Origin of the sequence: Microbacterium sp. NPDC076895 (assembly GCF_040687115.1) — a bacterium.
In the GTDB taxonomy this organism is placed as follows: Bacteria; Actinomycetota; Actinomycetes; order Actinomycetales; family Microbacteriaceae; genus Microbacterium.
Map to the genome: position 1 here is coordinate 1 of NZ_JBFBMQ010000017.1, position 25240 is coordinate 25240.

A 25240-nucleotide genomic window follows, 5' to 3' on the forward strand; every position below is an offset into this window, starting at 1 on the left:
GGAACCGGCCGATGGACGTGCACCTGGGCCTTGCCGACCCCACCATCCCCAACTTCGAAAGAGAAGAAATCCTGCCAAATACTTGACGCGGGACAGGGGCGCTCATCCGGTTCGCGGTCAGGTCCGCGTTGGAGGGCGGGTCTACGGTGCCGAACAGCTGCGTGTTGACGTGCGGGTACGCTTCGCCCGGGTCGGGGATCGGACTGGACATGATCCTGTCGGTCGGTCCGGTGTACACGTGGGCGGGTACGACCTCGTTGCCGCCGGGAACGGGGTTGCTGTAGGTGCCCTGATGCAGGCCGGCGAAGCGGGCACCGGCGGGCACCTCGTTTAGTGGGTAGAGCCAGCCGAGGATGTTGTCGAAGGACCGGTTCTCGAACATCACCACGATCAGGTGGTCGAAGGCCTGAGCCGGGCTTGCGGTCGGCGGAGGAAACGTGGGTACGGGGAGAGCGGTTAGCCGGTTGTACACCGCCACACCCCCCAGCCCGATGCCGGCAGCGCCGGCAGCGGCGACACCGAGGCCGCGGATGAAGGACCGTCGTGACGGTGTGGCGGACGCTGTCGCAGGCCGTTCGGGCTCAGATGGTGCGGGTGTGTCCATCCGCCGCCTCCTGTCCCGCCGCTGACCCTCAGGGTACGGGTGCCGGCGACGACGGCCCAATGCGCTCTCATCCTGGTCTCACAATCGCAGGCCTAACGTCACCGTCATGAGAGATTCAGCAATCACCCTGACCCGGCTCAGCCGCATGTTCGGGGACACACCTGCCGTCACCGATGTGAGTGTAGAGATCCCGGCCGGGGAGATTTTCGGGCTGCTCGGCCACAACGGCGCAGGCAAAACGACCACGGTCAACATGCTGACCACCTTGCTGCCCCCCACGTCGGGAGACGCCCGAGTCGCAGGCAAGAGCATCACCAGGGATGCGGCCGCCGTGCGTAGCCTGATCGGCTACCTGCCCGAGAACGTGCAGTTCTACGACAACCTCACGCTCATGGAGAACCTCCGCTTCTTCGGCCGGCTGTCCGGCATGAGGCGGCCGGACGCGCGGATCGCGGACGTCCTGAAGTTCCTAGATTTCACGGGGCACGAGCGTCAAAGGCTGGGCACGTTCAGCAAGGGCATGCGGCAACGGGTCGGGATCGCGCAGGCGATCCTGCACGCCCCGACCGTGCTGTTCCTGGATGAGCCCACCTCGGGGCTGGACCCGGAAGGTGTCCGCACCCTGCGGGAGACGATCGTGCGCCTCAACAGAGAGCTCGGGATGACGGTGTTCATGAACACCCACCTGCTGTCGGAGGTGTCCCGCACGTGCACCAGCATCGGCATCCTCAACCAAGGCCGCCTGGTGCACCACGACACCGTCACCGGCACCCTGGCGGCATACCCGCAGGAACAGTCGTTGGAGGAGATCTTCTTCCAGCTCGAGCGGGCCGGAACGCCATGAACATCGTCTGGACGAGCGCCCGGCATGAAGTGCTGAGCATCACCCGCGCTCGCGTGGCACAACTGCTGCTGGTGGTGTTCGTGGGCATGGTGTCGGTGTCTTCGGTGATCGGCTGGATCACCACCCGCACCGTCACCGCCGTCTACGAGGGCATCCTCGCCGCGGGCCTGACCGCCGCCGCAAATCCCTTCACCGACGTCGCCCCCCTGTATTACGCCCGTAACTCGGCGATCTACGTGGTGTTGATCGGATGCCTGATGGCCATCGTCCTCGGCGCACAGGCCACCCTCCGTGACCGCAAACAGGGCACCGCGACGCTGGTGCTCAGCCGCCCCCTCACCGTGCGCGCCCGTCTCCTCGGCCAGCTGGCTGGGATCGGGTTGGTGCTCGCGGTCGTGCTGCTGGTCAGCACGCTGATCAGCTGGATCTCGATCGCCGTGATCACCGGGAGCCCCCTGAGCGCGGATCTGACCGCCCGGCTGCTCGGATTCGCAGGAGTGTCGTGGTTGCTGCTGACGTTCTTCGCGATCATCGGGATGCTCTCCGGTCTATTTGCGCGGCGCGAGAGCACCGCCTTCCTGGTCCCGTTCGTGGTGTGGAGCGGCATCGCGTTCGTGCTCCCGCAACTGGGCACGGCAGCTCGCCCCGTCGCCCTGTTGAATCCTGTTCCGGCCGTCCCCGTCGCAGGGGACGCCTTCTCCGCACTGTCGTCGTTGACCAGCCCGCTGGCCATCACCGAGCAGTTCAAGACGACCGCGAGCGTGCTTCTCCAAAACGACCTGGTCACCGGCAGTGCTGGCGCCGGTGTCCTCGCAGTCACGGTCTTCCTGGTCGCCGGTGTGATCGCGATCGCCGTGATCCCAAGACGAAAGATTCGGAGTTCCCTCCATGACTGACATCGCCACGGTGGCGCGCAAAGAGATCCTCGAACTGCGCCGCGACCGCCTCTTCCTCATCCTGATCGGCTTCCTCGCCGTCGTCACCGTGATCTCCGTCGCGGTCGGCGCCGCGGACTTCCGCGCCCAACTCGACGCGTACAACATCTACGTCGCCGAGGTCACCGCCAGCGGCTCCGGTGTCACCCCCGCGGCCCCGCAGCTGTTCCCGTTGCAGCTGCTCCGCGGCGGGATCGAATACCTGGAGATCCTCGGTGCGCTGTTCGCGATCGTCCTCGGTTACGCCACGGTCGCCAAAGAGAAGCACCGCGGCACCCTGCCGCTGCTGCTCAGCCGCCCCATACAGCGTTTCGCCCTGGCCGGCGGCAAGATCGCTGCCCTCGCCGCCGTCTGGGGGGTTGTCGTTCTGGCCCTGGCCGTCGTATCGGCCATCGCGGTCACCACGATCGGCGGGGGAACTCTCGGGGGAACGGACCTGGTTCGACTCGCTCTGAGCTGCGGGTTCGCGTGGCTGTACCTGGTGTTCTGGTCGGCTATCGCGATCACCGTCACAGTGCTCACCCGGCAGCTCAGCGCCGGGCTGATCATCAGCCTGGTGATCTGGCTGGCGTTCGTGCTGGTTATCCCTCAGATCGGCGACACCATGGACCCCGACAACCAGGTCCCCGGCGGCCTGTTCGCCGCGTTGCAGATCCAGAAGCCCGACGAGCTCGCCGTCCTTGCCCAGTTCGCCGGGTTCGACGGGATCCGCAACGGCCTGGAAGTGTCCTCGGTCACCAAGCACTTCGAACGGATCTCGTTCGCGTTCTTGGGCATCAAAGACCAGTACAACCAGCAACCGCTGTCCCTGGTGTGGGTGGCGATGCTGCCCTACATCCTGACCCTCACGGCCGCGACCCTCGCCTCCGTGATCATCGCCGGCGCCGTCACCACCCGCCGCACACTGCAAAGGAAAGAATCATGAACAAGAAAACCCTCATCCCGCTCGTGGCCGGACTGGCGCTGACGGCCGGCATCCTCGCCGGGTGCCAAACCACCACCTCGACCACGCCGCCGGCCCCGGCGGGCTCGGTGAGCGCCGCGCCCGCGAGCGGGACAGTGCTGCCGGTCGCGTCGAATCCGATCAGCAACACCAGCACCGCTCCAGGTCTGAGCATCACCGCGGCGGCCGTGGAAGATCTTGTCGACCCGGCAACAGGCAAGGCGATGGATGACCGCCTGCAGATCACGCTGGCCAACAGTACGAGCAGTCCCTTGACGAACGTCGAGATATACTATCAGATGACCGACGTCACCACCCAGCAGTCCGAGGGGTACTACACGGCGCTTGCCGGTGTGACCATCCCCGCGCAGGGCGAGACGACCGTGTACTTCGACAACGGCACCGAGCCGGGGCACTTCCCGGAGAACATGTTCAGCTTGTACCGCACCTCCACCAACCAGGTAGATTTCGCCATCCAGGCCAGCGCCGACGGTGTCCAGGTCGCGAACGCCACCGCATCGAAAGGGGCCGGAACCGGTGAACAGCCCGACTGACGAACACCCGCACCAGCGGCCGGGGGGTGTGCGGTGAGGATCCTCGTCGTCGAAGACGACCTCGCGATCGGCGACGTCATCCGCCGCACCCTCTCCGAAACCGGGTACTCGGTCACGGTTGCCGCCACTGCGCCGGCCGGGATCGAAGCTTTCGAGATCGACACGTACGACCTGGTCATCCTCGACCTGATGCTGCCCGGTCTCGCGGACGGCGGGATGGGCGTGTGCCGCCGCATCCGGGAGATCAACCGCGACACTCCGGTGTTGATGCTGACCGCACTGGACTCGATGCGCTCCAAGGTCGCCGGGCTCGACGCGGGTGCCGATGACTACCTCGTGAAACCGTTCCACCTGGTGGAGTTGCTGGCCCGCACACGGGCGCTGCTGCGCCGTTCACCCCGGGCGCAGCCACCCGTGCTCACCGCGCAGGGTGTCACCCTGATCCCGTCCACCCAGACCGCGACCCGGGCGGGGCGCACCATCGACCTCACCCCGAAGGAGTACGCCGTCCTGGAGTACCTGATGCGCAACGCGGGCACGATTATCAGCTCCACCGAACTGATCGACCACGCCTGGGACAGCAACTACGAGGGGTTCAGCAACGTCGTGCAGACCTACATCCGTTACCTCCGTCAGAAACTCACGCTCCCCGGTGAGCCCGACATCATCCAGACCCGCCGCGGCGCGGGCTACCTGATCGCCGCCGACGCGTGATCTTCCGCCGTGCGACGATCCGTCTGACCGTCGCCTACACCGTCATCCAACTGGCGATCTTCGCGATCTTCGCAATCGGCGTCTACACGTTCGTCACCGGAACCTTCGATTTCGACGCCGCGGAAAGTGACGGGGAAGGTGCCGTCAACGCCGCTGAGCAAGGATTCGCGCTGCTGCGGACCGTGCTGATCATCTTCTACGCGTGCCTGCTGATCGTGATTCCGCTGTCCAGCTGGCTGATGGCACGGTCCGCGTTGAAGCCGATCAGGGCGAGCTTCGAACGACAGCAGCAGTTCGTCGACGGGGCGTCGCATGAGATGCGCACCCCGCTCAGCATCATCCAAGGGGAACTCGAACTGGCGCTGACCCGTTCCCGCACGCCGGCCGAGTATCAGGCGGCGATCACCGTCGCCCTGGCCGCGACGGACGGAATCATCCGGTTGACCGATGACCTGTTGAAACTGTCCCGCACCAGCAAGGAGGAACTCTCGGACAGCTTCACCCTGATCGACCTGAACCAGCTCCTCCCGGACCTGGCAGACGCGGCCGCCGCGGCGGGCCGCCGCGCCGACATCCACGTCGCCCTGCACACCGTTGCTGAACCCCTCCGGGTGCGCGGATCAGCCGAACTCCTCTCCCGCGCGATTGGGAATGTCCTGGACAATGCGCTGAAGTTCAGTCGCCCCGGCGGCACGGTCGCCCTCAGCGCCAGCACCGAAGGTAGCGCCGCCGTGATCCGCGTGATGGACGATGGGGTCGGCATGACGCCGGCAGAGCTCGCGCACGCTTTCGACCGATTCTGGCGTGCCGAGACATCACGAACCACCCCCGGGCACGGATTGGGGCTGGCATTGACCCGGCAGATCATGCACGCGCACGACGGCACCATCACCCTCGCATCTCAGCCCGGCCAAGGCAGCACCATCACCCTCAGGCTGCCCACCGCTACGCGCTGACCGCACGGACGGGTTTGGCCACTCTCACGTTCATCTCACGGTGCCGTCCGTAGCCTGAAACCGGTTCAGGCGGACAGCCGATGTCGGCACGCTCGCCACCGCGCTCGTTCGTTGGCGCGAGACGCACAAATCGAGAGGAATCAGTATGGACTGGCGCGTTCTCCCGACAGGTGCGGTGGCCGCCTTCGTGATCGCCGCGACCTGGCGCGTCGTTGTCCTGCTGTCCGAGGTTGCCCAGCAGCAAGCCGACGCCGGTATGCTGGACGAGTCCGACGCCGCGTCAGAGCAGTGGGACCGCTGGTGAGTGGGAGCAGCGCGAAGCGAAGTGCCGTGGTGAGGGAACGCGCATCATGAGAGTGATACGGATGAAGCACCTTCCCTCTCGGGTGAGGCGTTTCGTGCACTCCCAAGTCCACGCCCACTGGCGAAACCAGCCGATTGAACCGGGGACAGTGCTCTACGAGTCCTTCTCCGGCAACGGCATGCTCTGCAACCCGGAAGCCATCTTCCGCGAGCTTTTGGCGACGCCCGATCTGGCCGGGCTCACACACATTTGGGTCCTGACGGACCTGCGCCAGTATGCCGCGACGGTCCGGGAGTTTGCGGGAGCGCGCAATGTGAGGTTCGTGCGCCACGGGTCTGCGTCCTATTACCGTGCCCTGGCCACGAGCGAATACCTGATCAACAACGCGACCTTCCCACCCCAATTCAGCAAGAGACCCGGCCAGATCTACCTCAACACGTGGCATGGCACCCCGTTGAAGCGCATGGGCTACGACATCGACCGCGGCGCCCTCGGTACAGCCAACATCATCAGGAACTTCGTTGCCGCTGACTATCTCGTGGCCGCCAACTCCTTCATGGCTGAACAGATGTATGAAACGGCGTACAAGCTCGACGGAATATTCCGCGGCCGGATCATCGAGGAAGGGTATCCGCGAATCGACCGTCAGATCCTCGATACCGACGGCGTTGCTGCTGGCCGAGCGCGACTCACGGCTGCCGGTATCCCGCTCGGTGATCGCACGATCGTGCTCTACGCCCCCACCTGGAAGGGCGCGTCCTTTGCGCGCCCCGAGGACAACATCGACCAGCTGCTCGATGACGTCGCCCGGATGACCGCACGGATCGACACCAGCAAGTACGTCGTGCTCCTCAAAACACACCAGGTCGTGGACGCCCTCGCCGCCGACCGACCCGGACTGTCCCGACTGCTCGTGCCCAACGACATCCCCACGAACGTTGTCTTGGGCCTCACCGGGGTGCTCGTCACGGACTATTCGAGCATCTTCTTTGACTTCCTGGCGACAGGACGCCCGATCCTCTTCTTCGCGCCAGATCTCGACGACTATTCAGGCACACGAGGTCTCTATTTTGAACCGAGCGAGTTGCCCGGTCCCGTGTGCCGGACTATCGACGAGCTGGTGGCAGAACTAGCCGGAATCCCCGCGACCGACCGCATCCCGGCTGAAGCGGCGGCACGTTATCGGGCCGGCCAGCAGCAGTTCTGCGGCCAGGAAGATGGCCGGGTGAGCGAGCGGATCATCGACATCGTCTTTCGCGGCAACAGTGTTGGCCACCACACCCGACGCGTACGTTCCCAGAGTCGCCCATCGCTTCTGATCTACCTGGGGGGGGATGCGCTCGAACGGCATAACCACATCCGCCCTCAACCTGCTCAACAACATCGACCACTCCCGATTCGACGTATCTGCCTGCTTCAGCCAAGGCAAAACTCCCGCAGCGATCGAGAACCAACTGGCCATCAATCCCGCCGTGCGCCAGTTCCCACGCGTCGGCGGGCTAAACGGCTCTGCGATCCGTCAGCTGACCCGGCGTCTTCACTTTCGCCTGGGCAACACTCGTCGGCACCAGGTTGAGCCGCTTCAGAAAGCCCTGTGGGACGACGAGTGGACCCGCTGCTTCGGTGACAGCCGTTTCGACTATGTAGTCGACTTCAGCGGCTATGCCCCGTTCTGGGCGGTACTCCTGCTCCATGCCCCCGGATCGATGCGCTCAATCTGGCTCCACAGCGACCTCGCCGCGGACGCGCACCGCGAAATCAGGGGAAAGAAGCCGATGTCGCGCAACCTCCATCAGGTATTCGACCTCTACGAGCAGTACGACCACCTCGTGTCCGTCTCACCCGCACTGAGCACAATCAACCGTCGCAAACTCGGCCAGCATGCCGGCCCGGCGAAGTTCGCCTTCGCGCTCAACACCGCAGACGCCCAGCGCCTCAAAACCTCGGCCGCTCAGGATCTGCGAGAGACGACCCGCGACTCGGAGACGGGGATCACCCCTGATTGGGTGGCGGACCTCCTCGCCGACGACAAAGTGGCCAACTTTGTCTCGGTGGGACGACTCTCCCCCGAGAAGAATCAGGCACGCCTCGTCCGCGCGTTCAGCATCGTCCACGACGCGACGCCGACGACGCGACTCGTGCTCGTGGGAGACGGTCCCCTCCGAGGGGAGTTGGAGTCCCTGATCGAAAAGCTCGGGTTGGAAGGGTGCGTCATTCTCGCCGGTGAACAGCCCAACCCGTTCCCCATCATTGCCGCATCAAACTGCTTCGTCCTGTCCAGTGACTACGAAGGGCAGCCCATGGTCCTCCTCGAGGCGCTGGTGCTCGGACTCCCGATCGTCACGGTCGAATTCGAGTCAGCGACCAACGCACTACCGCCTGGATTCGGAATGGTAGTGCCGCAGACCGACGAAGACCTCGCCAGAGGGCTCCATGCCTTCCTCGCCGGAGAGGTCCGGTCAGGCGCATTCGATCACGAGACCTACACCCGGCTGGCGCTCGAGCAGTTCTACACCGCGATCGGCGTGCCCGTCCCCACCCCGGTGCAGGACACACCGAGGACGACGGGTGACTGAATCACCTCCGCGATCTCCCAGGGCAATTCGGAGGCTCTCACGTTCATCTCACGACCACTTTCTTAGCCTGAATTCACGGTCAAGAACTCACTTGACCCGCAACGAAAGGCAGTCCGCAACCGCCGTTGTGGTGGTCAACGACACCGAGAAGGAGAACACCATGAAGACAACAGTCAAGCGGGCGATCGCCACCGGCACGCTCGTCACCGCACTGGCCCTGGGCGGCACCGGAGTGGCCGTCGCCACCACCGGTGGTGCGGCCACCCCGGCAGATTCGACCAGCAGCGAGCAGGACCCCAGCTACGTCGGAACCATCCCCGCGCCGAACGACGGCACGGCCGACGAAGCCGAGGGCGCCGAAGGCGCTGAGGGCACCGAGGGACCGGAGGGTGCGGAAGGTGCCGAGGGGGCGGATGACAGCGCTGCGGACGCCGCCGAGTCAACCGCGCTGGAGGGTCTCGCGACGGTGACGCCTGAGGAGGCGACCGCGGCCGCACTGAAGGCCGTCCCCGGGACCGCGGCGACCGCGCAGCTGGAGAACGAGAACGGCTTCGTTGTCTACGGCATCGAGGTCACCGCCGCCGACGGGACCGTCATCGACGTGAAGGTCGACGCCGGCGACGGATCGGTCCTCGCCCAGGATGCCGCAGACGCGGAGACCGCCGACTAGCCTCCCGGGTCGGCACGAGGGGGCAGATGCAGACGACCGCATCTGCCCCTTTCTGTGCCCAGATCCCAACGACCCTGGCCGCGCCCTGCCTACCTGTCTTTGCGCTCTGCGCGACGGGTAGACGGAGGGTTGCGCTCGGCACCCTCGCTGGGTGGCGGCGGGATTTCCGGGGTGGACTGTTCGGTCTTGGACTCCACCAGGGACAGAGCGAACAGTCCCGCGAGCAGGCCGAAGATGAGCGCTGCCGCAACGAGGTCTCCGAGCTGAAGCGGGAACAGATCAGCGTCGGTCGAAAGGACGAAGTACGTCTCAGCCAGCGCGAAGATGGGCGTGAGGAACGAACAGGTGACAACTGATCGTTAGTGCCGGGAGGCGCTGGCGGGGAGGATGTCATCATGCCTGGTCCTTATCCCAAAGAGTTCCGCGAAGACGTTGTCGCGGTCGCTCGTAGCCGCGAGAGCGGCGTCACCATTAAACAGATCGCCACCGATTTCGGTATCAGCGAAGCAACCCTGCAGAACTGGCTCCGCCAGGCCGATGTCGAAGACGGCAATCGACCTGGTCAGACCGCCGCGGACGCGGCAGAGGCTCGGGAGCTGAAGAAACGGATCCGGTTGCTGGAGCAGGAGAACGAGGTGCTCCGTCGCGCGGCGGCGTACCTATCGCAGGCGAACCTGCGTCTTGGCGGCTCCCCAAAATGACGTACCCGCTCGTTGCTGAGCTCGCCGAAGCGGGGATTCCCGTCACGGTGTCGTGTCGGGTTCTCAAGCTCGCAAGACAGCCCTATTACCGGTGGCGCAACGCCCCTGTCCGGGACGCGGACGTGCTCCGCGCGTATCGGATCAACGCGCTGCATGACGCGCATCACGACGACCCGACTTTCGGGTATCGATACCTTGCCGACGAAGCCCGTCGGGCGGGGTGGCGGATGAGTCGGCGGACGGCGTGGAAGCTGTGCTCGCAGGCCGGGATCCTCTCGTCCGCGCAGCGCCGGCGACGTGGGAAGGGCAAGAAGGCCGGCCCGCCGGTGTTCGACGATCACGTGCAGCGGGTGTTCCGTGCCGATGCCCCGAACCGGCTGTGGCTCACGGACATCACGGAGCATCGGACGAGCGAAGGAAAGCTGTACTGCTGCGCGATCAAGGATGTGTTCTCCAACCGCATCGTCGGCTACTCGATCAGCGACCGGATGACTGCGAAGCTCGCCATCGATGCCGTCCGCAACGCCGTCGCCCGTCGCGGTGAGGTCGCCGGGTGCATCCTGCACGCTGACCGGGGCAGCCAGTTCCGCAGCAGGGTGATGGCCCGCGAGCTGCGCCGTCATGACATGGTCGGATCGATGGGACGCGTAGGCGCCGCCGGAGACTGTGAGAGTGTCGAGTACCTCCTGGCGGCCTGACTCTTGCTGACGACTGACCTCGAAGTCTGGGTGTCCTTGCTGTTGATCTGTCGTCCGTCAGGGGGCGTATCACCTTCGTGGTGCTGGCCGGGCGGGCGTGACCTCATAGGAGCCTGATCGCAACAGTCCCATCACAGTCCCGTCCACCCGACCGGCCAGTGTCACTCACCCTGTCCTGATCTGGTTGGAGCGAGCACTATGAGCATGCAGCATGTCCCCCCTCACCGTCGAGTCGTTGTCGGCGTCGACACTCACAAACACGTCCACGTCGCCGTCGCGATCGATGAGCTCGGCGCGGTCTTGGATCGCCGGTCTTTCGCGGCGGATTCCGGTGGCTACGGTCAGCTGATCGACTGGGGTGAATCGTTCGGTGGGAAGCTCACCTTCGGGATCGAAGGCACCGGTTCCTATGGCGCAGGCCTGGCCGGCGCAGTGCGCCGTCGTGGAATCGGGACGCTGGAGGTGATGAGAACGGACCGTCGCGACCGGCGGTTGCGAGGCAAGTCCGACACGATCGATGCCGAGAACGCAGCCAGGGCAGTTCTCGCGGGCCTGGCCACGGCCATCCCGAAGTCAGCTGACGGAACGGTGGAGATGATCCGTCAGATCAAGGTCGCCAAGGACATCGCAGTCAAGGCGCGAACATCCGCGATGATCAGCCTCAAGCAGGTCATCGTGAATGCCCCTGATGATCTGCGTCAGGAGCTGCAGCCGCTATCGAAGATGGCGCTCATTCACCGTTGCGCGGCGCTTCGTCCGGGCCAGGTGACCACGATCATCGCGTCGACCAAGCACACGTTGCGGTCGATCGCTCGTCGGTGGGAAGTACTGGATGCCGAGATCTCCGGGCATGAGAAGCTCCTGGCAGAGCTGACCGCGCAGATCGCTCCCGACCTCGCGAAAGCCTTCGCGGTCGGTCCTGACACCGCGGCCGAGATGCTGATCGTCGCCGGCGACAATCCGGAACGGATCCGTTCGGAGGCCGCGTTCGCCAGGCTCTGCGGTGTCGCCCCGATCCCCGCATCGTCGGGGATGACCACCCGACACCGGCTCAATCGGGGCGGTCACCGGCAAGCGAACGCCGCGCTCTACCGTGTCGTCATCGTTCGCATGCAGCACCACGAACCCACCAAGTCCTACGTCGCCCGACGGATCACCGAAGGCAAGACGAAGTCTGAGATCATCCGGTGTCTGAAACGTCTTCTCGCCCGCGAAATCTGGGCCGCGATGCGACCCATCCGCGAAGCCCGACCACCTCTCCAAATCGCGGCTTGACAGATATAGGAGCATCAACGCCGCCATGGAGTCGTTCTGGTCGCTGCTGCAGACGAACGTCCTCAACCAGCAGCGGTGGACGACCCGGCAGGAACTCCGGCTCGCGATTGTCGTGTGGATCGAGCGGAAGTATCACCGCCAGCGCGCCCAGGACACCCTCGGCGGCTTGACGCCCATCGAGTTCGAAGCCAAGCTAGCTGAGCCGCTCACACTGGCGGCCTAAACCGAAACTGTCACCTGTTCGTTCCTCACGCCCTAGGACGGTTCAAGCCCTCGCGCGCCTGTACTCGAAAACACCGTCCCGGCCGTGCGCTTCAAGGAGGTCATAGAGCACGCCATCGTGATCGAGGATGGGCTTGGGTTGCCCGTCCGGCTGGAGCGGGCAGAGGACGGATTCGCCACGATCGGCCGCCGCTTCGTCGTCGTGCAGAACCGCGATATACGTTTCGATCGACATACCGCCACGCTACCTGTGGCCCTTCACTTTGTCCGCGCTCTTTGCCGTAGCGAGACCCCTACCGCAGCTGCGCGAGTTCAGAGTGTCGTGCTGCCCTGTCTCAGCCGAGTTCTTCGTCCAGTTCGCGACGATTCTGCCGAGTCGGGTGGAAGGTGTGGATGTCGACGAGAGCGGGGAGGCCGGTGAGACCGCCGGGGCCGGCCATCGTCTCGAGGATGTCGTCGGTGACCTCGGCGTCGTTTGCTTCTCCGACCCATACCGCTGACGCGCCAGCGCTTCTGCCGTCCGCATCCGGAATGATGACGATGACGTTGGAGTGTTCGCAGGCATCCAGACATCTGCTGACCGTGACCGCGACTTTCGTGCCGGCGGCGTTTCTGATCTCGCGCAACTGTGCGACGTGGTCAGTGCCGGGATGCTTACGCCTGCTGCCGCAGTCGCCGCCTCGGCACACCACCACGATCATCTGATCGTGGGATGTCACCTGCGCTCGTCGTTGCTTCTTCGCCATCTGAACACCGCCTCAGTCTCGCCTTCCAGTTGTGCCGGGCGTTCCGTTCTGCAGTGGCGACGCTTCAGCGAGATGCTCGGCGCGTTGCAGGTTCTTCGATCTGGCGAAAACAAGCGCGGAGGCGGCCGCCACGATGGCGATCAAGGCCAGGGCGAGCGCTGCACCGGAAAGGCTGGCAGCGCCGAGCCAGCCGGCGATCGGATACGTGATCAGGAAGCAGGCGTGGGAGAGCGCGAACTGAGCCGTGTAGACAAGGTTCCGATTCGCGGGTGTGGAGGCATCGGCGAGAAGCCGCGACGATGGCGTGTTCACCAGGGATGTGCCCATGCCCAGCAGCACCCAGGTGCCCAGTAGCGCGATCCAACCTGCCCCGGTCGTCCCAGAAACGACGGTGACGGCGACGGCGGCGAGCAGGCCGACGACGATGAGGATCGTTCCGATGATCATCGTGCGGATGACGCCGATCCTCTCGACCACCCAGGGGATGTTCAACGCGACCACGAGGGAACCGATGCCGTAACAGGCCAGTGCAAGCGCGAGGGCGGCGTCATCGAGATGGAAGACTCCGCGGGCGTACACCACGGAGTTCACGAGCACGATCGCGGTGCCGGCCGCGACGACGATGTTGGTGAGCATCAGGAACCGCAGCGTCGGAGTGCGCGCGAACACCTTCGCCCCCATAGGGAGCCGCTGCCAAAACGACATCACCGGCCCGTCATCTGACCGGACCGGCAGCCGGGAGAGCAACACGAGGCTCGCCGAGCACGCGAACCCGATCGCGGTGCCGACGAACAGGTTGTTGTAACTGACTACAGTCAGCAACGCTGCGGCGATCATGGGGCTCACCAGCGCCTCGAGGTCATATGCGAGCCGCGACAGTGACAGGGCACGCGTGTAGTCGTTCGGCTCGGGCAGAACCGAGGGAATCAGGGACTGAAACGCCGGGGTGAAAGTAGCAGACGCCGACTGCAGCACAAAGACCAGCACGTAGATCTGCCACGCTTCCGTGACAAACGGCAACATCAGCGCGATCACCAGCCGCACCAAGTCGGCCGTCACGAGCACCGCCTTCTTCGGCAACCGGTCAACGACCGCGGCGATCAGCGGCGCGACGCCGACATAGGCGACCATCTTGATCGTCAGCGCCGTGCCCAGCACGGATCCGGCCGCATCCCCGGCGATATCGAAAGCGAGCAGCCCCAAGGCAATCGTGAGAAGCCCCGTACCCAGCAGGGCGATCACCTGCGCGGAGAACAACTTCGCATAGGTGGTGTTGCGCAGAACGCGCAGCATCAGCGGAGGTTCTCCGGTGACGGGTGTTCGCCACGGTGGTGCGGGGGGTCGTTGCTCAACGAGTGCTGTGCCTGGAAGATCGCGTCCGCGACCAGCTGCCGGGCGTGCTCGTTCGCGAGCCGGTAGAAGACCTTCGTGCCCTCCTGCCTGGCCAGCACAATCCGCGCCAGGCGGAGCTTCGCGAGATGCTGCGAGACGGCGGCCGGGGACTTGTCGACGATGTCGGCGAGGTGGTTCACCGAAAGCTCCTCATCGCGAAGCGCGAGGATGATCCGCACCCGGGTGGCATCGGCAAGCATCGAGAACACCTCGGCGGCCAGCTCGACGTAACTGCTCTCAACCGACAACGAACACTTAGTATCTGCATGCATACGCGGATTATTGCATACTAGTCAGAGTCGAAGGGGGGACATATCGAGCCGGATCGCTGCACTCAGGGTCCGGACAGGACCGTGACGGAGCGATCAGTTGCTCACCGAAGAGAGGCGGGTGCGACCATGATGATGAGTAAAGGCATTCAGATCGATGCCAGATGAGGAACGACGATTTCGTGATGCTGTCGAGTATTCCTAGTCCGCCTCCTTCGTGGGCGCAGTTCGCTCTCGGTCCGCTGACGATTCACACCTACGCACTGTGCATCATCGCCGGAATCATCGCGGCAGTATTCATCACCCAGCGGCGCCTCGCGGCGCGAGGTGCCGAAAGCGGCGTCGTCATCGACATCGTCATCTGGGCCGTCCCCATCGGGATCATCGGAGCCCGGTTTTACCACGTGTTCACACACGTCGGCGACTACTTCTATCCCGGAGCTAACCTCGGGAACATCTTCGCCATCTGGGACGGGGGTAACGCCCTCTACGGTTCCCTGCTGGGCGGCGCGCTCGGCGCTTACATCGGATGCCGTCGCACCGGTATCCGTTTCTGGTCATTCGCCGACGCGCTCGCTCCCGCGATGCTCATAGCCCAATCGATGGGCCGAGTGGGCAACTACTTCAACCACGAGCTGTTCGGGATACCGACGACGCTGCCCTGGGGGCTCGAGGTCCTCCCCACCGACACGATGTTCCCAGACGACCTCCCCGCGGGCACACTGTTCCACCCTCTCTTCCTGTACGAGATCATCTGGAACCTGATCGGCGTCGCGATCATCATTCTCCTCGAACGCAACTTTCGATTCCGGTGGGGACGAACGTTCGGCCTTTACCTCGTTTGGTACGGACTCGGGCGTAGCTGGCTCGAGGCCATCAGAATCGACCCGACCAGCGACGCCCTACTCGGGATTCCCGCGAACGTGTGGGCATCGTTCATTGTGGTCGCACTCGGAACCGCCCTGTTCATCATTCAGGGACGACGACACCCGGAAACAGAGCTCTCCGTATACCAGGAAGGACGCACCCCAACCGCAGCAAACGTGGGCTCTCCCGCGCGAACGTGATTTCGTGGACGCACCGTAGCCGCGGCGATGATTGGGTCGGCTTTCATACATGGTGTGGTCCGTGTAGTGAACATCAGGCGACGAAACGCCAGCGGATAGTTCCCCCCGGAATACTTCCTTCCGCCGACAAGACCGACCAGCTGGTGGCCGAGTTCGTCGCGCAGGGCGGCCGCCCACAGGACTGGCGTCCCGCGTACTCCATCGCCCCGACCGTCAACGCCCCGATCGTGCGGGAGTGGCAGGACGAGGGAACCATCGAGCGTGAGATCACCCTGGCCCGCTGGGACTGGCCCAAACCGGCGAACCGGCCCACGGGCGCCCCGATCATCAACGCACGCATCGAGAAGCTGCCCACCGGGTTCTGGGTGGGCGCGTTCTCCAACGCCCGCTGCATCGTCCCGATGATCGGCTACTACGAGTGGACGGGGGAGAAGGGCAACAAGCAGCCGCACTTCATCCACGCCGAAGACGACGCGCTGCTGGCCGCGGCCGGCCTGACCTGGACGACTGAGATCGACGGGCAGCGACGGCGGGTGTTCGTCGTCGTCACCCGCGAGGCGCGAGACGCCTCCGGCGAAGTCCACGACCGGATGCCGGCGTTCCTGTCTCGCGATCTCTGGGACGACTGGCTCAGCCCTGCCTCCCTCACCGTCGACGGCGACAGCGCCGCGTCCAAGAGCAACCGGCTCGAGCTGCTCGACGAGCTCGACGCGAGCTCGAGCGCGATCGCCGAGACGATGCGCACCCACGAGGTCGACCGGCGCGTGAACAACAGCCGCACCGCCGACCCTCGAGACCCAGGGCTCATCGCCCCCGTCGACGGGACTGTCGGAGACCATCGCTAGGGTTCGCTCATGCGCGTTACCGGCACGATCCGAAGCACTGCGACGGACACGATCACCGTCGAGGCCGACAGCTACGAGCAGGCCCGCGAGCAGCTGCACGCGCAAGTACCCGAAGGGCACGAGCTCCTCTCCATCCGGGTCGACCGGGGCGGTGAGGGAGAGTGACCCGCCCGCGCTACATGGACGCTCCCGAGGGCGTCGTCGTCTACGAGAACCCGTTCGTCTACCTGGCGGAAAACCCCGCGCGGGAAGCCGCCAACGGAGTCACCGGAGATCTCGGCGGGTGGGATGTCGCTGACGGGTTCCGCCTCACCGAGATACAGCTGCCCGGCGCCCCTGAGTCCGAATGGCGGATCTCCGTGATCGCCGGCGAGGTCTACGCCGTCCTGCGCCGCCTGCCGCTCGAGCGCGCCTACACATTCGACGGGCCGGTCTGGCTGATCGACCGCATCCCCGCTCAGCTGCAGGACGGACCGGCGTGGAGCCTGCTGCCGCCCGAACCGGTCGTGACGTTCATGCGGGAGATCGAGGCCCTCCGGCGCGAGCCGGACTCGTTGCTGATCGCGGTGCGCACCATCCGGGAGCAGCTGCCACAGCTGGCCAGCGCCTGACCGCCCGCGAAAAACCCACTTGCATATGTGCAAGAGCTAGTAGACTTGGGGTGAGAGGAGGCGATCGATATGACAACGACCACCGACACCGCCGCGGAGCTTCGCGAGCTCGCGAACCTGAACCTGCGGCACGAGCTCATCGAGAAGGCGATCAATGAGCGCCTCGTGGCCCTTCGTTTCGGCAAGGGCGTCCAGCTGCAGGAGCTCGGTGCCGCGCTGGGCAAGAGCGAGTCGCAGATGTCGCGCATCCTCAAGGCGCTGGAAAAGACCAAGGGCGTCGTCGTGACGGCCGACAAGCCGGTGGCTGCGACGGCTATGGAGCTCGTGCGCCAGGCACAGCGCGGCGAGATCTCGCACGAGGAGTTCATCGAGCTCCTCAAGCATTGGAACTACGACCCGCAGTACAAGACCCAGGGCGAAGCCGACGACTGGGAGGTCGTGGACAACAGCTTTGACGCGGTCTACCACGCCTATGTAGGGCTCGACCTGCTCTCTGACGAGGAGTACGAGGAGATCGAGAGCGCAGCCGCTTGACGGACTCCGACCACTCGGAGCACCTGGCTGCGCTTCGATCCCTCACCGCTGTCAACGGCCCGATCGACGCCGAGGCTCCCACCGCCACACATCAGCGCGAGCAGAACTACCGCAGAGGCCGCCCCACCGCGTCTCGAGCGAGGCTGCACAAGCAGATCATCCGGGAGTTCTTCGCCGAGAACGACGCGGTGATCCGTGACCGCCAGGTGCTGGTGATGGCCGGCCCTCCCGGCGCCGGCAAGAGCTCCGCGCGCCGCGAACGCATCCCCGAGGCCGAGGAGAAGCACTGGCGGTTCATCGACCCCGACGATTTCAAGACGCGGCTGCTGCGCAAGCTGCGTGAGTCGGGGGAGTACGACGACATCGTGCCGCCGGCGGTGAAGTCCCGCATCGACGCCGGCGACCGATTCGCTCCCGGTGAGCTCGCCGCCCTCGTGCACGAGGAATCATCCGACCTCGCCGCAGAAGCGGCGACGATCTCCCTCGAGCGGGGCGAGCGAGTCGTGATCGACGGCGTGCACGGCAGCAAGGTGAAGCTGCTCAAGCGGTTCCAGCAACTCTCCGACCAGGGGTACACGTCGATCGAGATCATCGCCGTCGACGGGCCGCGGGAGGTCACACGGGCTCGGGTGATCAACCGCTGGGAGAAGGGCTACGCCGCCTTCCAGGACGGCACCGACGACGCCGCCTACCAAGCCCGGTACGTCCCGGAGCACATCACCGACTCGCTGTACGTCGACGACGACCGATTCTCCGCGTGCGCACGGGCCGTGGCCATGGCCACCAAGGGGGCACCCGAGGGGATCACCGTGCGCGCAGACGTCTACTACGTCGACGACGTCAACGCCGCCGGCGCCCCGTGGCGCACCTACCGCAAGGACGTCGACGGCTTCGCTTACGACAAGCTCCGAGACATCCCCCGACCGCAGCCTCGCACGGCCGTCGGCGGCGCCGCGAGCACGCCTGCAGGCGGCGACGGCACCGCCGGAGTGGGGGAGGTCTACGTCGCCGGCTACGAGCGCTCAGACGGCACCGTGGTCCCCCCGCACACCCGCGCGCGGCCAGCTGGACAGTAGACCGGTTCTCCTAGGCTCCTCGCTCTTGCAAGCCCCGTGACCCATCCGGGTGCCGTGAGGTACGACGGAACCACCAAACGAAGGGAGCATCATGCCGGCAGGAGACGTCGAGACGTTCCACCAGGACGGTGCGTGGCACAACCGCATCGAGGGAGAGAAGGGGACCACCGGCCCGTTCTCCACCAAGGCCGAGGCGGTTGAGGCCGGCCGCGAGGAAGCTCGCCGCGCCAAGCGCGAGCACATCATCAAGAACGAGAACGGTCAGATCGCGGAGCGGAACTCCTACGGGAACGACCCGCGCGACGTGCAGGGCTGATCGTGCCGCTGCCGGTCGCGCTGCGTCCGCCGTTGGAGGTCGCGTTGGCGCGACCGGTGGCCACGATCCCCGCGCCCTCCGCGATGCCCGGCGGGTGTCTGTACGAACCGAAGCGCACCGGCGCGCTGATAGCGCTCGCGCAGGAACTCCCACCCGTCGTTCTCAGCCGGCTGACTGGCCTGGACATCTCCTCCGCGATCGCCTGGTCCAACGCGATCGGCGCGAACAGCACCGCCTACGCCGCCGCGGTCGTCGAGCGCGTCGGCATGCCCCTCCCAGTCGTCCTGCACTGAAATCTGACGATGACGTTTCCAGGGATGTCACGTCGTGAGAATCGGGCGGCACCGATTCTGCTCGGCGGTCAACTCGTCCTGATCGTGGCCGCGCTCTCCTTCGACATAGGCCACGAACAACACCCACGCCGTGTCCGATGATCGGCGTCGGGTGGGAGGGCGTCTGGTGTCCGAGTTCGTCGTTCCGGTCAACCACGTCGTATGACCTTGACGTGCAGGAGCCGCTCAATGCCGCTCGGTCGGCACGCTCGGCCGGTCCCCGGGAGAGTGCGTCGACTGAGGGTCGCAGCAGTCCTCCTCGGTCCTCCGTCCGGAGTTCCGACGGCGTTGATGAAGGAATCCGCTTAGTAGCACGATGAGCACCACGGTGGTAGACAGGCCGGCGATGACGCCGGTGTTGCTTTGGAGCCAGTTCGATATCGTCGCCGAGACAGCGGCGACGTCGGTGCGCCCTGCGGAAGGGGCATCGCCGACGACAACTGGAAACCAGTACCAAGCCAGGTAGACGCCGGTGAGGATCAGGACGGCGGCGGTGACCTTGGGAACGAATCGTGTCAGTGCGGCGATCCGCCTGGACAGCACAGAACCGGCTACGGCGGCGACCACGGCGACAAGCAGCAGGACGGTGGCGGAGCCGGCGGCATAGATGGCGAAGACGAGGAGCAGCCCGACGAAACTGGCTGTCGCCTGGGCCTGGGCGATGACCGCGAGGAGTACGCCGAAGGTGCACGACAGCGAGGCCGCGGCGTAGCCGACGCCGAAGACGACCATGCGCACGGCGCTGGGCAGCCGTTCGATTGCGCGGCCGGGTATGCCGGGAAGCCGGAGGGACATAGAGCGTCCGGCTAGCATCGCCCCGCCGAGCAGCACCAACAGGATCCCGACGGCGAGGCCGAGGGCTGGGGCGGCCTGGATCAGGCCCCGTGCGCCGGCGCTTACCGCGACGCCAGCCAAGGCGAGCGTGCCCGCAAACCCGATCGTCAGCGCGAGGCCAGCCCGTAGGGCGCGCAGCAGGCGCACCGGGGCTGAGGAAGAGGCGGCGTCGCCCAGCGCATGGGTGATCCAGGCCGGGAGCAGCGCGAAGCCGCAGGGATTGACGGGGGCGATCATCCCGGCGGCGAAGGCAAGGGCGAGGAGTCCGCCCATCGCTCAGGCCCCGGCCTTGTGGAGCGCGGAGACGATCGTATCGGCGTCGGGGTCGGTGGCGCGGAAGGTCACCTGTCCGTCACTGTCGACGATGATCAGTGTAGACAGCGCGGCGACCCCGAAGCGCTGGGACAGCGCCGCGCCCTCGTCGATGGCGGCGGGGACATGCACGGCGTCGACGTACTCCATGAACCTCTGAATGGTCTCGGTAGGTTCGCGCGGATCCATGTCGACGGCGAGGAACTGGGCATCGATGCCGGCCTCCTCGGCCGCGGCTGCCGCCCGCCCCCCGTGCCGCGTGGCTCCGCAGCGATCCCAGCGACGCCGCGTAGCCTGAACGATTGTGACCTCCGAGTATTCCGCCCACCATCTTCAGGTACTTGAAGGCCTCGAGGCGGTTCGCAAGCGGCCCGGAATGTACATCGGATCCACCGATTCGCGCGGACTGATGCACTGCCTCTGGGAGATCATCGACAACTCCGTCGATGAGGCGCTTGCCGGGCACGGTTCGACGATCGAGATCGTGCTGTACGCCGACGGGAGCGTCGAAGTGCGCGACCGAGCCCGCGGCATCCCGGTCGACATCGAACCCCGCACCGGGCTATCGGGCGTTGAGGTTGTCTTCACGAAGCTGCATGCGGGCGGAAAGTTCGGTTCCGGGTCGTACAGTGCGTCGGGCGGGCTCCATGGTGTGGGAGCGTCAGTCGTCAACGCACTGTCGGAGCGACTGGATGTCGAGGTCGACCGCGGCGGCAAGACGTGGGCGATGTCGTTCCACCGCGGTGAGCCGGGCGAGTTTGCCGGTCCCACGCCGGACTCTGCGTTCACGCCGTTCGAGAAGAGCTCCGTCCTGCGCGTTGTCGGCAAGGCCGCGAAGGGTGTCACTGGCACACGCATTCGGTACTGGGCCGATCGGCAGATCTTCACCCGTGACGCGGCGTTCTCCCTCGAAGACCTGCAGCAGCGGGCTCGACAGACGGCGTTCCTCGTGCCGGGCCTGACGATCACGATCACCGACGAACGCAATCCTGAGACACCGGTCACGACGGAGTATCGCTTCGACGGCGGGATCTCGGAGTTCGCCGAGTATCTCGCCCCGGACGCCGCGATCACCGACACCTGGCGGTTGCAGGGTACAGGGACGTTTACCGAGACCGTCCCCGTGCTGCAGGCATCCGGGGCCATGGTGCCGACCGAACTCGAGCGATCGTGCGAGGTCGACGTCGCAGTGCGCTGGGGCACCGGCTACGAAACGACGTTGCGCTCTTTCGTGAACATCATCGCGACCCCGAAGGGCGGCACGCACCAGCAGGGCTTCGAAGCCGGCCTCATGAAGGTGATTCGCACTCAGGTCGAGCAGAACGCGCGCCGACTGAAGGTGGGCAACGACAAGCTCGACAAGGACGACATCATGGCGGGCCTCACTGTCGTGCTCACCGTCCGACTTCCCGAACCGCAGTTCGAGGGCCAGACGAAGGAAGTGCTCGGCACGCCCGCGGTACGCCAGATCGTCTCGACCGTGGTGGCCCGGGAACTGGCTGCGCGATTCTCCTCATCCAAACGCGATGACAAAGCCCAGACCTCGCTGCTGCTTGACAAGGTCGTCGCCGAGATGAAGGCGCGGATCTCGGCGCGCGCTCACAAAGAAACGCAGCGGCGCAAGAACGCTCTCGAGTCCTCGTCGCTCCCAGCCAAGCTCGTGGACTGCCGCTCCAACGACGTCGCCGACTCCGAGCTGTTCATCGTCGAGGGCGATTCGGCTCTCGGCACCGCCAAGCTTGCGCGCAATAGCGAGTATCAGGCGCTGCTCCCGATTCGCGGAAAGATCCTCAACGTCCAGAAGGCGTCGATCAGCGACATGCTCTCGAACGCGGAGTGCGCGTCGATCATCCAGGTCATCGGTGCCGGGTCGGGTCGGTCGTTCGACATCAGCACGGCGCGCTACGGCAAGGTGATCCTGATGAGCGACGCTGATGTCGACGGCGCTCACATCCGCACGCTTCTTCTCACGCTCTTCTTCCGCTACATGCGTCCGCTGATCGAAGAGGGGCGTGTGTTTGCCGCCGTTCCTCCGCTTCATCGTGTGGTCGTGAAGCATCCGGGGACCAAGCCCAACGAGACGTTGTACACGTACAGCGAGGCTGAGCTTCACGCGCTGCTGAACCGGCTGACAAAGGCCGGCCGCACGTGGCAAGAGCCCATTCAGCGCTACAAGGGCCTCGGCGAGATGGATGCCGAGCAGCTGGCGACTACCACGATGGATCGCGCTGGTCGAACCCTGCGTCGCGTGCGGGTACAGGATGCCGAGGGTGCGGCATCGGTCTTCGAACTGCTCATGGGTAACGACGTCGCACCGCGGCGCGAATTCCTGATCGAGTCGTCAGACCGGCTCGCCCGCGAGCGCATCGACGCCTGATCCGCGCAGGCAAGAGCCGCTGGTGTAGCGACTCAGCGGACGACAGTGCCGATCGCTGCGACGCCGGCTTCGAGTGACACCCCTGAGGCGTCGCGCTTCGCGCCCGCGGGCGGCAGCGTGCGCGCCGCCCCATCCTGCGCGACCGCGCGCGGGTCGGATCCTGCCCAGGCAAGAACCAGGCGGTCTTCGCCCTTCAGCAGTCGGTGCGCGCGCACGCCGCCGGTGGCACGTCCCTTCGGGGGGAACTCACCCAGCGGCGAGACCTTGCCTGAACTCACATCTGCCCCGGCCAGCGCGCCTGCGCTTCCCGCGGCCGTCACCACGACAGCCTCGGCAGCATCCGCGGCGGGGATCACGGCAAAGCCGATGACGGACGCGCCTGAGCCGAGTCGGATGCCCGCCATACCGCCCGCTGCACGACCCTGCGCACGCACGGCGCTCGCCTCGAATCGCAGAAGCTGCGCATCGTCGGTGATGAAGAGAAGCTCGGCGTCGTCGGCGGCCAGCGCCCCGCCGACAACAGCGTCCCCCGGCTTCAGGGAGATGATCTCGATCTCATCGCGGGCTGCGATTTCGCTCGGAAGCACGCGCTTGACGACCCCCTGCGCGGTACCGAGCGCGAGCGGGATCGTGCCATCGAGCGGAACGATCGCAATGACGTGTTCTCCGCCCGAGAGCCCGAGGTACTGGTCTGCGCGGGTTCCGGCGGCGAGTTGCACGGCGTTACCGGGAACCGAGGGGAGATCGACCGGCGTGAAGCGCACAAGACGTCCGCGGGTCGTCAGGGCTCCGAGGTGGCCTCGCGTTGTCGCGTCGGCGGCGCTCCGGATCGCATCATGCTTCGACCGGCGCGTGGGAGACACGATTCCCCCACCCGTCGCGTCGGGATCGAGGTCCGCCCGAACCATCCGGCCTGTCGCCGAGAGGAACACGCGGCACGGAGTGTCGGCGATTTGCAGATCGACGGGCTTCTTCGACGACGAGCGCGACGCGACGGGCCCGCCGTTGAGCAGCAGAGTACGGCGCGGCGTACCGAATGCCTCGGCCGCGGCATCCAGCTCGGTGGCGACCTGCGCGCGGATCAGCCTGTCGCTCGCGAGCAATGCCTCGAGTTCGGCGATCTCAGCTTTCAACGCGTCGCGTTCCTGCTCCAGTTCGATACGCGAGAAGCGGGTGAGTCGGCGCAGCCGCAGCTCGAGGATGTACTCGGCTTGTGGTTGTGAGAGGTCGAAGACCTCCATGAGTCGGGTACGTGCCTGCTCGCCGTCATCGGAGGTGCGGATCACCTGGATGACTTCGTCGATGTCCACGATCGCGATGAGGAGGCCCTCGACCAGGTGAAGCCGCTCGCGCCTCTTGCCGAGGCGGTGGCGGCTGCGCCGCGTCACGACCTCGATGCGGTGACCGACATAGACCGCCAGCATCTCCTTGAGACCGAGGGTCTGCGGCTGCCCCTCGACGAGGGCGACGTTGTTGATACCGAAAGAGTCCTCAAGCGGTGTGAGCCGGTACAACTGCTCGAGCACCGCGTTCGGATCGAACCCGGTCTTGATGCCGATGACCAGCTGCAAGCCGCGGTGCCGGTCGGTGAGGTCGGTGACATCGGCGATGCCCTGCAGCTTCTTGGAGGTGACGGCATCCTTGATCTTCTCGATCACCCGCTCGGGGCCGACGAGGTAGGGAAGCTCGGTCACCACAAGGCCGGTTCGTCGCGGGCCGAGAGACTCGATCGACACCTTTGCGCGGGTTCGGACCGAGCCCCGGCCCTTCGCGTAGGCATCCTTCACTCCGTCGAGTCCGACGATGATGCCTCCCGACGGAAAGTCGGGCCCGGGAACGAACTCCATGAGCTCTTCGACCGTCGCTTCGGGATTCTCCAGCAGATGGATGGCTGCGGCCACGACCTCGATGAGGTTGTGCGGCGCCATGTTCGTGGCCATACCCACTGCAATGCCCGACGCGCCATTGACGAGCAGGTTCGGGAAGGCTGCGGGGAGCACTGCTGGCTGCTGGAACTGTCCGTCGTAGTTCGGGATGAAGTCGACGACGTCCTCATCCAGGTTCTCTGTCAGCGCGAGTGCGGGAGCCGCGAGGCGTGCCTCGGTGTATCGGGGAGCGGCAGGTCCGTCATCCAATGACCCGAAGTTGCCGTGCCCGTCCACCAGCGGAACACGCAGCGAGAAGGGTTGGGCGAGGCGTACCAGGGCGTCGTAGATCGCTGCATCTCCATGGGGGTGGAGCTTTCCCATGACCTCGCCCACGACACGCGAACTCTTCACGTGGCCGCGGTCGGGCCGCAGACCCATGTCTGCCATTTGGTAGAGGATGCGACGCTGCACCGGCTTCAAACCATCGCGGGCGTCGGGGAGGGCCCGCGAGTAGATCACCGAATACGCGTACTCGAGGAACGAGCCCTGCATTTCTGCTGCGACGTCGACATCCTCGATCCGCTCGGCGACCTCAGCGGGCTGGGGGGGACGGGATGACGGCATGACAAAACCTCGGACGCTGGAACGGACGCACCTCGCCCTGC

General features: G+C 65.6%; 30 protein-coding genes and 2 pseudogenes. 23 read left to right on the plus strand and 9 right to left on the minus strand.

The window, feature by feature from the left end; translation table 11 throughout:
- Both AB0O89_RS13080 and AB0O89_RS13085 read right to left on the minus strand, forming a co-directional pair.
- A partial coding sequence (locus AB0O89_RS13080; RefSeq protein WP_363498508.1) for an alkaline phosphatase family protein occupies positions 1 to 478 on the minus strand: 478 nt, incomplete at its 3' end.
- 30 nt (positions 479 to 508) lie between these two features.
- Positions 509 to 604, minus strand: a pseudogene (locus AB0O89_RS13085) (hypothetical protein); the annotation flags it as partial.
- A 106-nt stretch (positions 605 to 710) separates the two neighbouring features.
- Here AB0O89_RS13085 and AB0O89_RS13090 point away from each other — a divergent pair.
- The 14 genes and pseudogenes from AB0O89_RS13090 to AB0O89_RS13155 all read left to right on the plus strand — a co-directional run.
- Entirely contained in the window at positions 711 to 1448 is a 738-nt protein-coding gene (locus AB0O89_RS13090) for an ABC transporter ATP-binding protein (protein WP_363498363.1), read from the plus strand.
- Positions 1445 to 2344 carry an ABC transporter permease subunit gene (locus AB0O89_RS13095; protein WP_363498366.1) on the plus strand — a complete coding sequence of 300 codons (900 nt, stop codon included), beginning with the start codon at positions 1445 to 1447 and terminating at the stop codon, positions 2342 to 2344. Before AB0O89_RS13090 ends, AB0O89_RS13095 begins: the two co-directional genes overlap by 4 nt.
- Positions 2337 to 3308 (plus strand): ABC transporter permease subunit, encoded by a 972-nt coding sequence (locus AB0O89_RS13100; protein ID WP_363498369.1) that lies wholly within the window; start codon positions 2337 to 2339, stop codon positions 3306 to 3308. Before AB0O89_RS13095 ends, AB0O89_RS13100 begins: the two co-directional genes overlap by 8 nt.
- Positions 3305 to 3880, plus strand: coding sequence for a hypothetical protein (locus tag AB0O89_RS13105; protein ID WP_363498372.1), 576 nt, complete (start codon positions 3305 to 3307; stop codon positions 3878 to 3880). Before AB0O89_RS13100 ends, AB0O89_RS13105 begins: the two co-directional genes overlap by 4 nt.
- Positions 3881 to 3913: 33 nt before the next feature.
- The gene (locus AB0O89_RS13110) at positions 3914 to 4594 is read left to right on the plus strand and encodes a response regulator transcription factor (protein ID WP_363498375.1); all 681 of its coding nucleotides are present in this window, start codon (positions 3914 to 3916) and stop codon (positions 4592 to 4594) included.
- Positions 4591 to 5550: a HAMP domain-containing sensor histidine kinase gene (locus AB0O89_RS13115; protein WP_363498378.1), complete on the plus strand. Its 960-nt coding sequence runs from the start codon at positions 4591 to 4593 to the stop codon at positions 5548 to 5550. The genes AB0O89_RS13110 and AB0O89_RS13115 overlap by 4 nt, the downstream gene beginning before the upstream one ends.
- A gap of 145 nt (positions 5551 to 5695) precedes the next feature.
- Positions 5696 to 5854, plus strand: coding sequence for a hypothetical protein (locus AB0O89_RS13120; RefSeq protein ID WP_363498381.1), 159 nt, complete (start codon positions 5696 to 5698; stop codon positions 5852 to 5854).
- A gap of 61 nt (positions 5855 to 5915) precedes the next feature.
- Positions 5916 to 7430 carry a CDP-glycerol glycerophosphotransferase family protein gene (locus AB0O89_RS13125; protein ID WP_363498384.1) on the plus strand — a complete coding sequence of 505 codons (1515 nt, stop codon included), beginning with the start codon at positions 5916 to 5918 and terminating at the stop codon, positions 7428 to 7430.
- A 199-nt stretch (positions 7431 to 7629) separates the two neighbouring features.
- A complete protein-coding gene (locus AB0O89_RS13130; protein WP_363498387.1) occupies positions 7630 to 8430 on the plus strand; it encodes a glycosyltransferase in 801 nt (266 codons plus the stop codon).
- 160 nt (positions 8431 to 8590) lie between these two features.
- Positions 8591 to 9100 (plus strand): PepSY domain-containing protein, encoded by a 510-nt coding sequence (locus AB0O89_RS13135; protein ID WP_363498390.1) that lies wholly within the window; start codon positions 8591 to 8593, stop codon positions 9098 to 9100.
- A gap of 395 nt (positions 9101 to 9495) precedes the next feature.
- Positions 9496 to 9801: a transposase gene (locus AB0O89_RS13140; protein WP_071642904.1), complete on the plus strand. Its 306-nt coding sequence runs from the start codon at positions 9496 to 9498 to the stop codon at positions 9799 to 9801.
- Positions 9798 to 10499 (plus strand): IS3 family transposase, encoded by a 702-nt coding sequence (locus tag AB0O89_RS13145; RefSeq protein WP_363498393.1) that lies wholly within the window; start codon positions 9798 to 9800, stop codon positions 10497 to 10499. Before AB0O89_RS13140 ends, AB0O89_RS13145 begins: the two co-directional genes overlap by 4 nt.
- 198 nt (positions 10500 to 10697) lie before the next feature.
- The gene (locus tag AB0O89_RS13150) at positions 10698 to 11774 is read left to right on the plus strand and encodes an IS110 family transposase (RefSeq protein ID WP_363498396.1); all 1077 of its coding nucleotides are present in this window, start codon (positions 10698 to 10700) and stop codon (positions 11772 to 11774) included.
- Positions 11775 to 11790: 16 nt separating this feature from the next.
- Positions 11791 to 11997 (plus strand): annotated as a pseudogene (locus tag AB0O89_RS13155) (IS3 family transposase); the annotation flags it as partial.
- 42 nt (positions 11998 to 12039) lie between these two features.
- Here AB0O89_RS13155 and AB0O89_RS13160 read toward each other — a convergent pair.
- The 4 genes from AB0O89_RS13160 to AB0O89_RS13175 all read right to left on the minus strand — a co-directional run bounded on the left by AB0O89_RS13160 (position 12040) and on the right by AB0O89_RS13175 (position 14406).
- A complete protein-coding gene (locus tag AB0O89_RS13160) occupies positions 12040 to 12231 on the minus strand; it encodes a hypothetical protein (protein ID WP_363498399.1) in 192 nt (63 codons plus the stop codon).
- Positions 12232 to 12331: 100 nt separating this feature from the next.
- Entirely contained in the window at positions 12332 to 12715 is a 384-nt protein-coding gene (locus AB0O89_RS13165) for a (2Fe-2S) ferredoxin domain-containing protein (RefSeq protein ID WP_363498402.1), read from the minus strand.
- A gap of 39 nt (positions 12716 to 12754) precedes the next feature.
- Entirely contained in the window at positions 12755 to 14035 is a 1281-nt protein-coding gene (locus AB0O89_RS13170; protein WP_363498405.1) for an MFS transporter, read from the minus strand.
- Positions 14035 to 14406: a metalloregulator ArsR/SmtB family transcription factor gene (locus AB0O89_RS13175; protein WP_363498408.1), complete on the minus strand. Its 372-nt coding sequence runs from the start codon at positions 14404 to 14406 to the stop codon at positions 14035 to 14037. The genes AB0O89_RS13170 and AB0O89_RS13175 overlap by 1 nt, the downstream gene beginning before the upstream one ends.
- 182 nt (positions 14407 to 14588) lie before the next feature.
- Here AB0O89_RS13175 and lgt point away from each other — a divergent pair, with 182 nt between their 5' ends.
- From lgt to AB0O89_RS13215, 8 genes are all read left to right on the plus strand, one after another.
- Complete coding sequence (lgt, locus tag AB0O89_RS13180; RefSeq protein WP_363498511.1) at positions 14589 to 15470, plus strand: prolipoprotein diacylglyceryl transferase; 882 nt, start codon at positions 14589 to 14591, stop codon at positions 15468 to 15470.
- Positions 15467 to 16315 (plus strand): SOS response-associated peptidase family protein, encoded by an 849-nt coding sequence (locus tag AB0O89_RS13185; protein WP_363498410.1) that lies wholly within the window; start codon positions 15467 to 15469, stop codon positions 16313 to 16315. Before lgt ends, AB0O89_RS13185 begins: the two co-directional genes overlap by 4 nt.
- A gap of 9 nt (positions 16316 to 16324) precedes the next feature.
- A complete protein-coding gene (locus tag AB0O89_RS13190) occupies positions 16325 to 16480 on the plus strand; it encodes a hypothetical protein (protein ID WP_259983381.1) in 156 nt (51 codons plus the stop codon).
- On the plus strand, positions 16477 to 16926 hold the full coding sequence (locus AB0O89_RS13195) for a hypothetical protein (protein ID WP_363498413.1): 450 nt from the start codon (positions 16477 to 16479) through the stop codon (positions 16924 to 16926). The genes AB0O89_RS13190 and AB0O89_RS13195 overlap by 4 nt, the downstream gene beginning before the upstream one ends.
- 69 nt (positions 16927 to 16995) lie before the next feature.
- The gene (locus AB0O89_RS13200) at positions 16996 to 17460 is read left to right on the plus strand and encodes a hypothetical protein (protein ID WP_259983384.1); all 465 of its coding nucleotides are present in this window, start codon (positions 16996 to 16998) and stop codon (positions 17458 to 17460) included.
- Positions 17457 to 18536: a zeta toxin family protein gene (locus tag AB0O89_RS13205; RefSeq protein ID WP_259983386.1), complete on the plus strand. Its 1080-nt coding sequence runs from the start codon at positions 17457 to 17459 to the stop codon at positions 18534 to 18536. The genes AB0O89_RS13200 and AB0O89_RS13205 overlap by 4 nt, the downstream gene beginning before the upstream one ends.
- 91 nt (positions 18537 to 18627) lie before the next feature.
- Positions 18628 to 18852 carry a DUF2188 domain-containing protein gene (locus AB0O89_RS13210; protein ID WP_259983388.1) on the plus strand — a complete coding sequence of 75 codons (225 nt, stop codon included), beginning with the start codon at positions 18628 to 18630 and terminating at the stop codon, positions 18850 to 18852.
- Positions 18853 to 18854: 2 nt separating this feature from the next.
- Positions 18855 to 19145 carry a hypothetical protein gene (locus AB0O89_RS13215; protein ID WP_363498417.1) on the plus strand — a complete coding sequence of 97 codons (291 nt, stop codon included), beginning with the start codon at positions 18855 to 18857 and terminating at the stop codon, positions 19143 to 19145.
- A gap of 225 nt (positions 19146 to 19370) precedes the next feature.
- Here AB0O89_RS13215 and AB0O89_RS13220 read toward each other — a convergent pair whose 3' ends face one another.
- Together AB0O89_RS13220 and AB0O89_RS13225 are read right to left on the minus strand one after the other, a co-directional pair.
- Positions 19371 to 20291, minus strand: coding sequence for a cytochrome c biogenesis protein CcdA (locus AB0O89_RS13220; protein ID WP_006947554.1), 921 nt, complete (start codon positions 20289 to 20291; stop codon positions 19371 to 19373).
- A gap of 3 nt (positions 20292 to 20294) precedes the next feature.
- Positions 20295 to 20633 carry a redoxin family protein gene (locus tag AB0O89_RS13225; protein WP_363498514.1) on the minus strand — a complete coding sequence of 113 codons (339 nt, stop codon included), beginning with the start codon at positions 20631 to 20633 and terminating at the stop codon, positions 20295 to 20297.
- Here AB0O89_RS13225 and AB0O89_RS13230 point away from each other — a divergent pair.
- Entirely contained in the window at positions 20632 to 22707 is a 2076-nt protein-coding gene (locus tag AB0O89_RS13230; RefSeq protein ID WP_363498517.1) for a DNA topoisomerase IV subunit B, read from the plus strand. The genes AB0O89_RS13225 and AB0O89_RS13230 overlap by 2 nt on opposite strands.
- A gap of 32 nt (positions 22708 to 22739) precedes the next feature.
- Here the strand turns inward: AB0O89_RS13230 and AB0O89_RS13235 are convergent, their stop codons facing one another.
- On the minus strand, positions 22740 to 25199 hold the full coding sequence (locus AB0O89_RS13235; RefSeq protein ID WP_300594804.1) for a DNA topoisomerase IV subunit A: 2460 nt from the start codon (positions 25197 to 25199) through the stop codon (positions 22740 to 22742).
- Between the last annotated feature and the right edge of the window lie 41 nt (positions 25200 to 25240).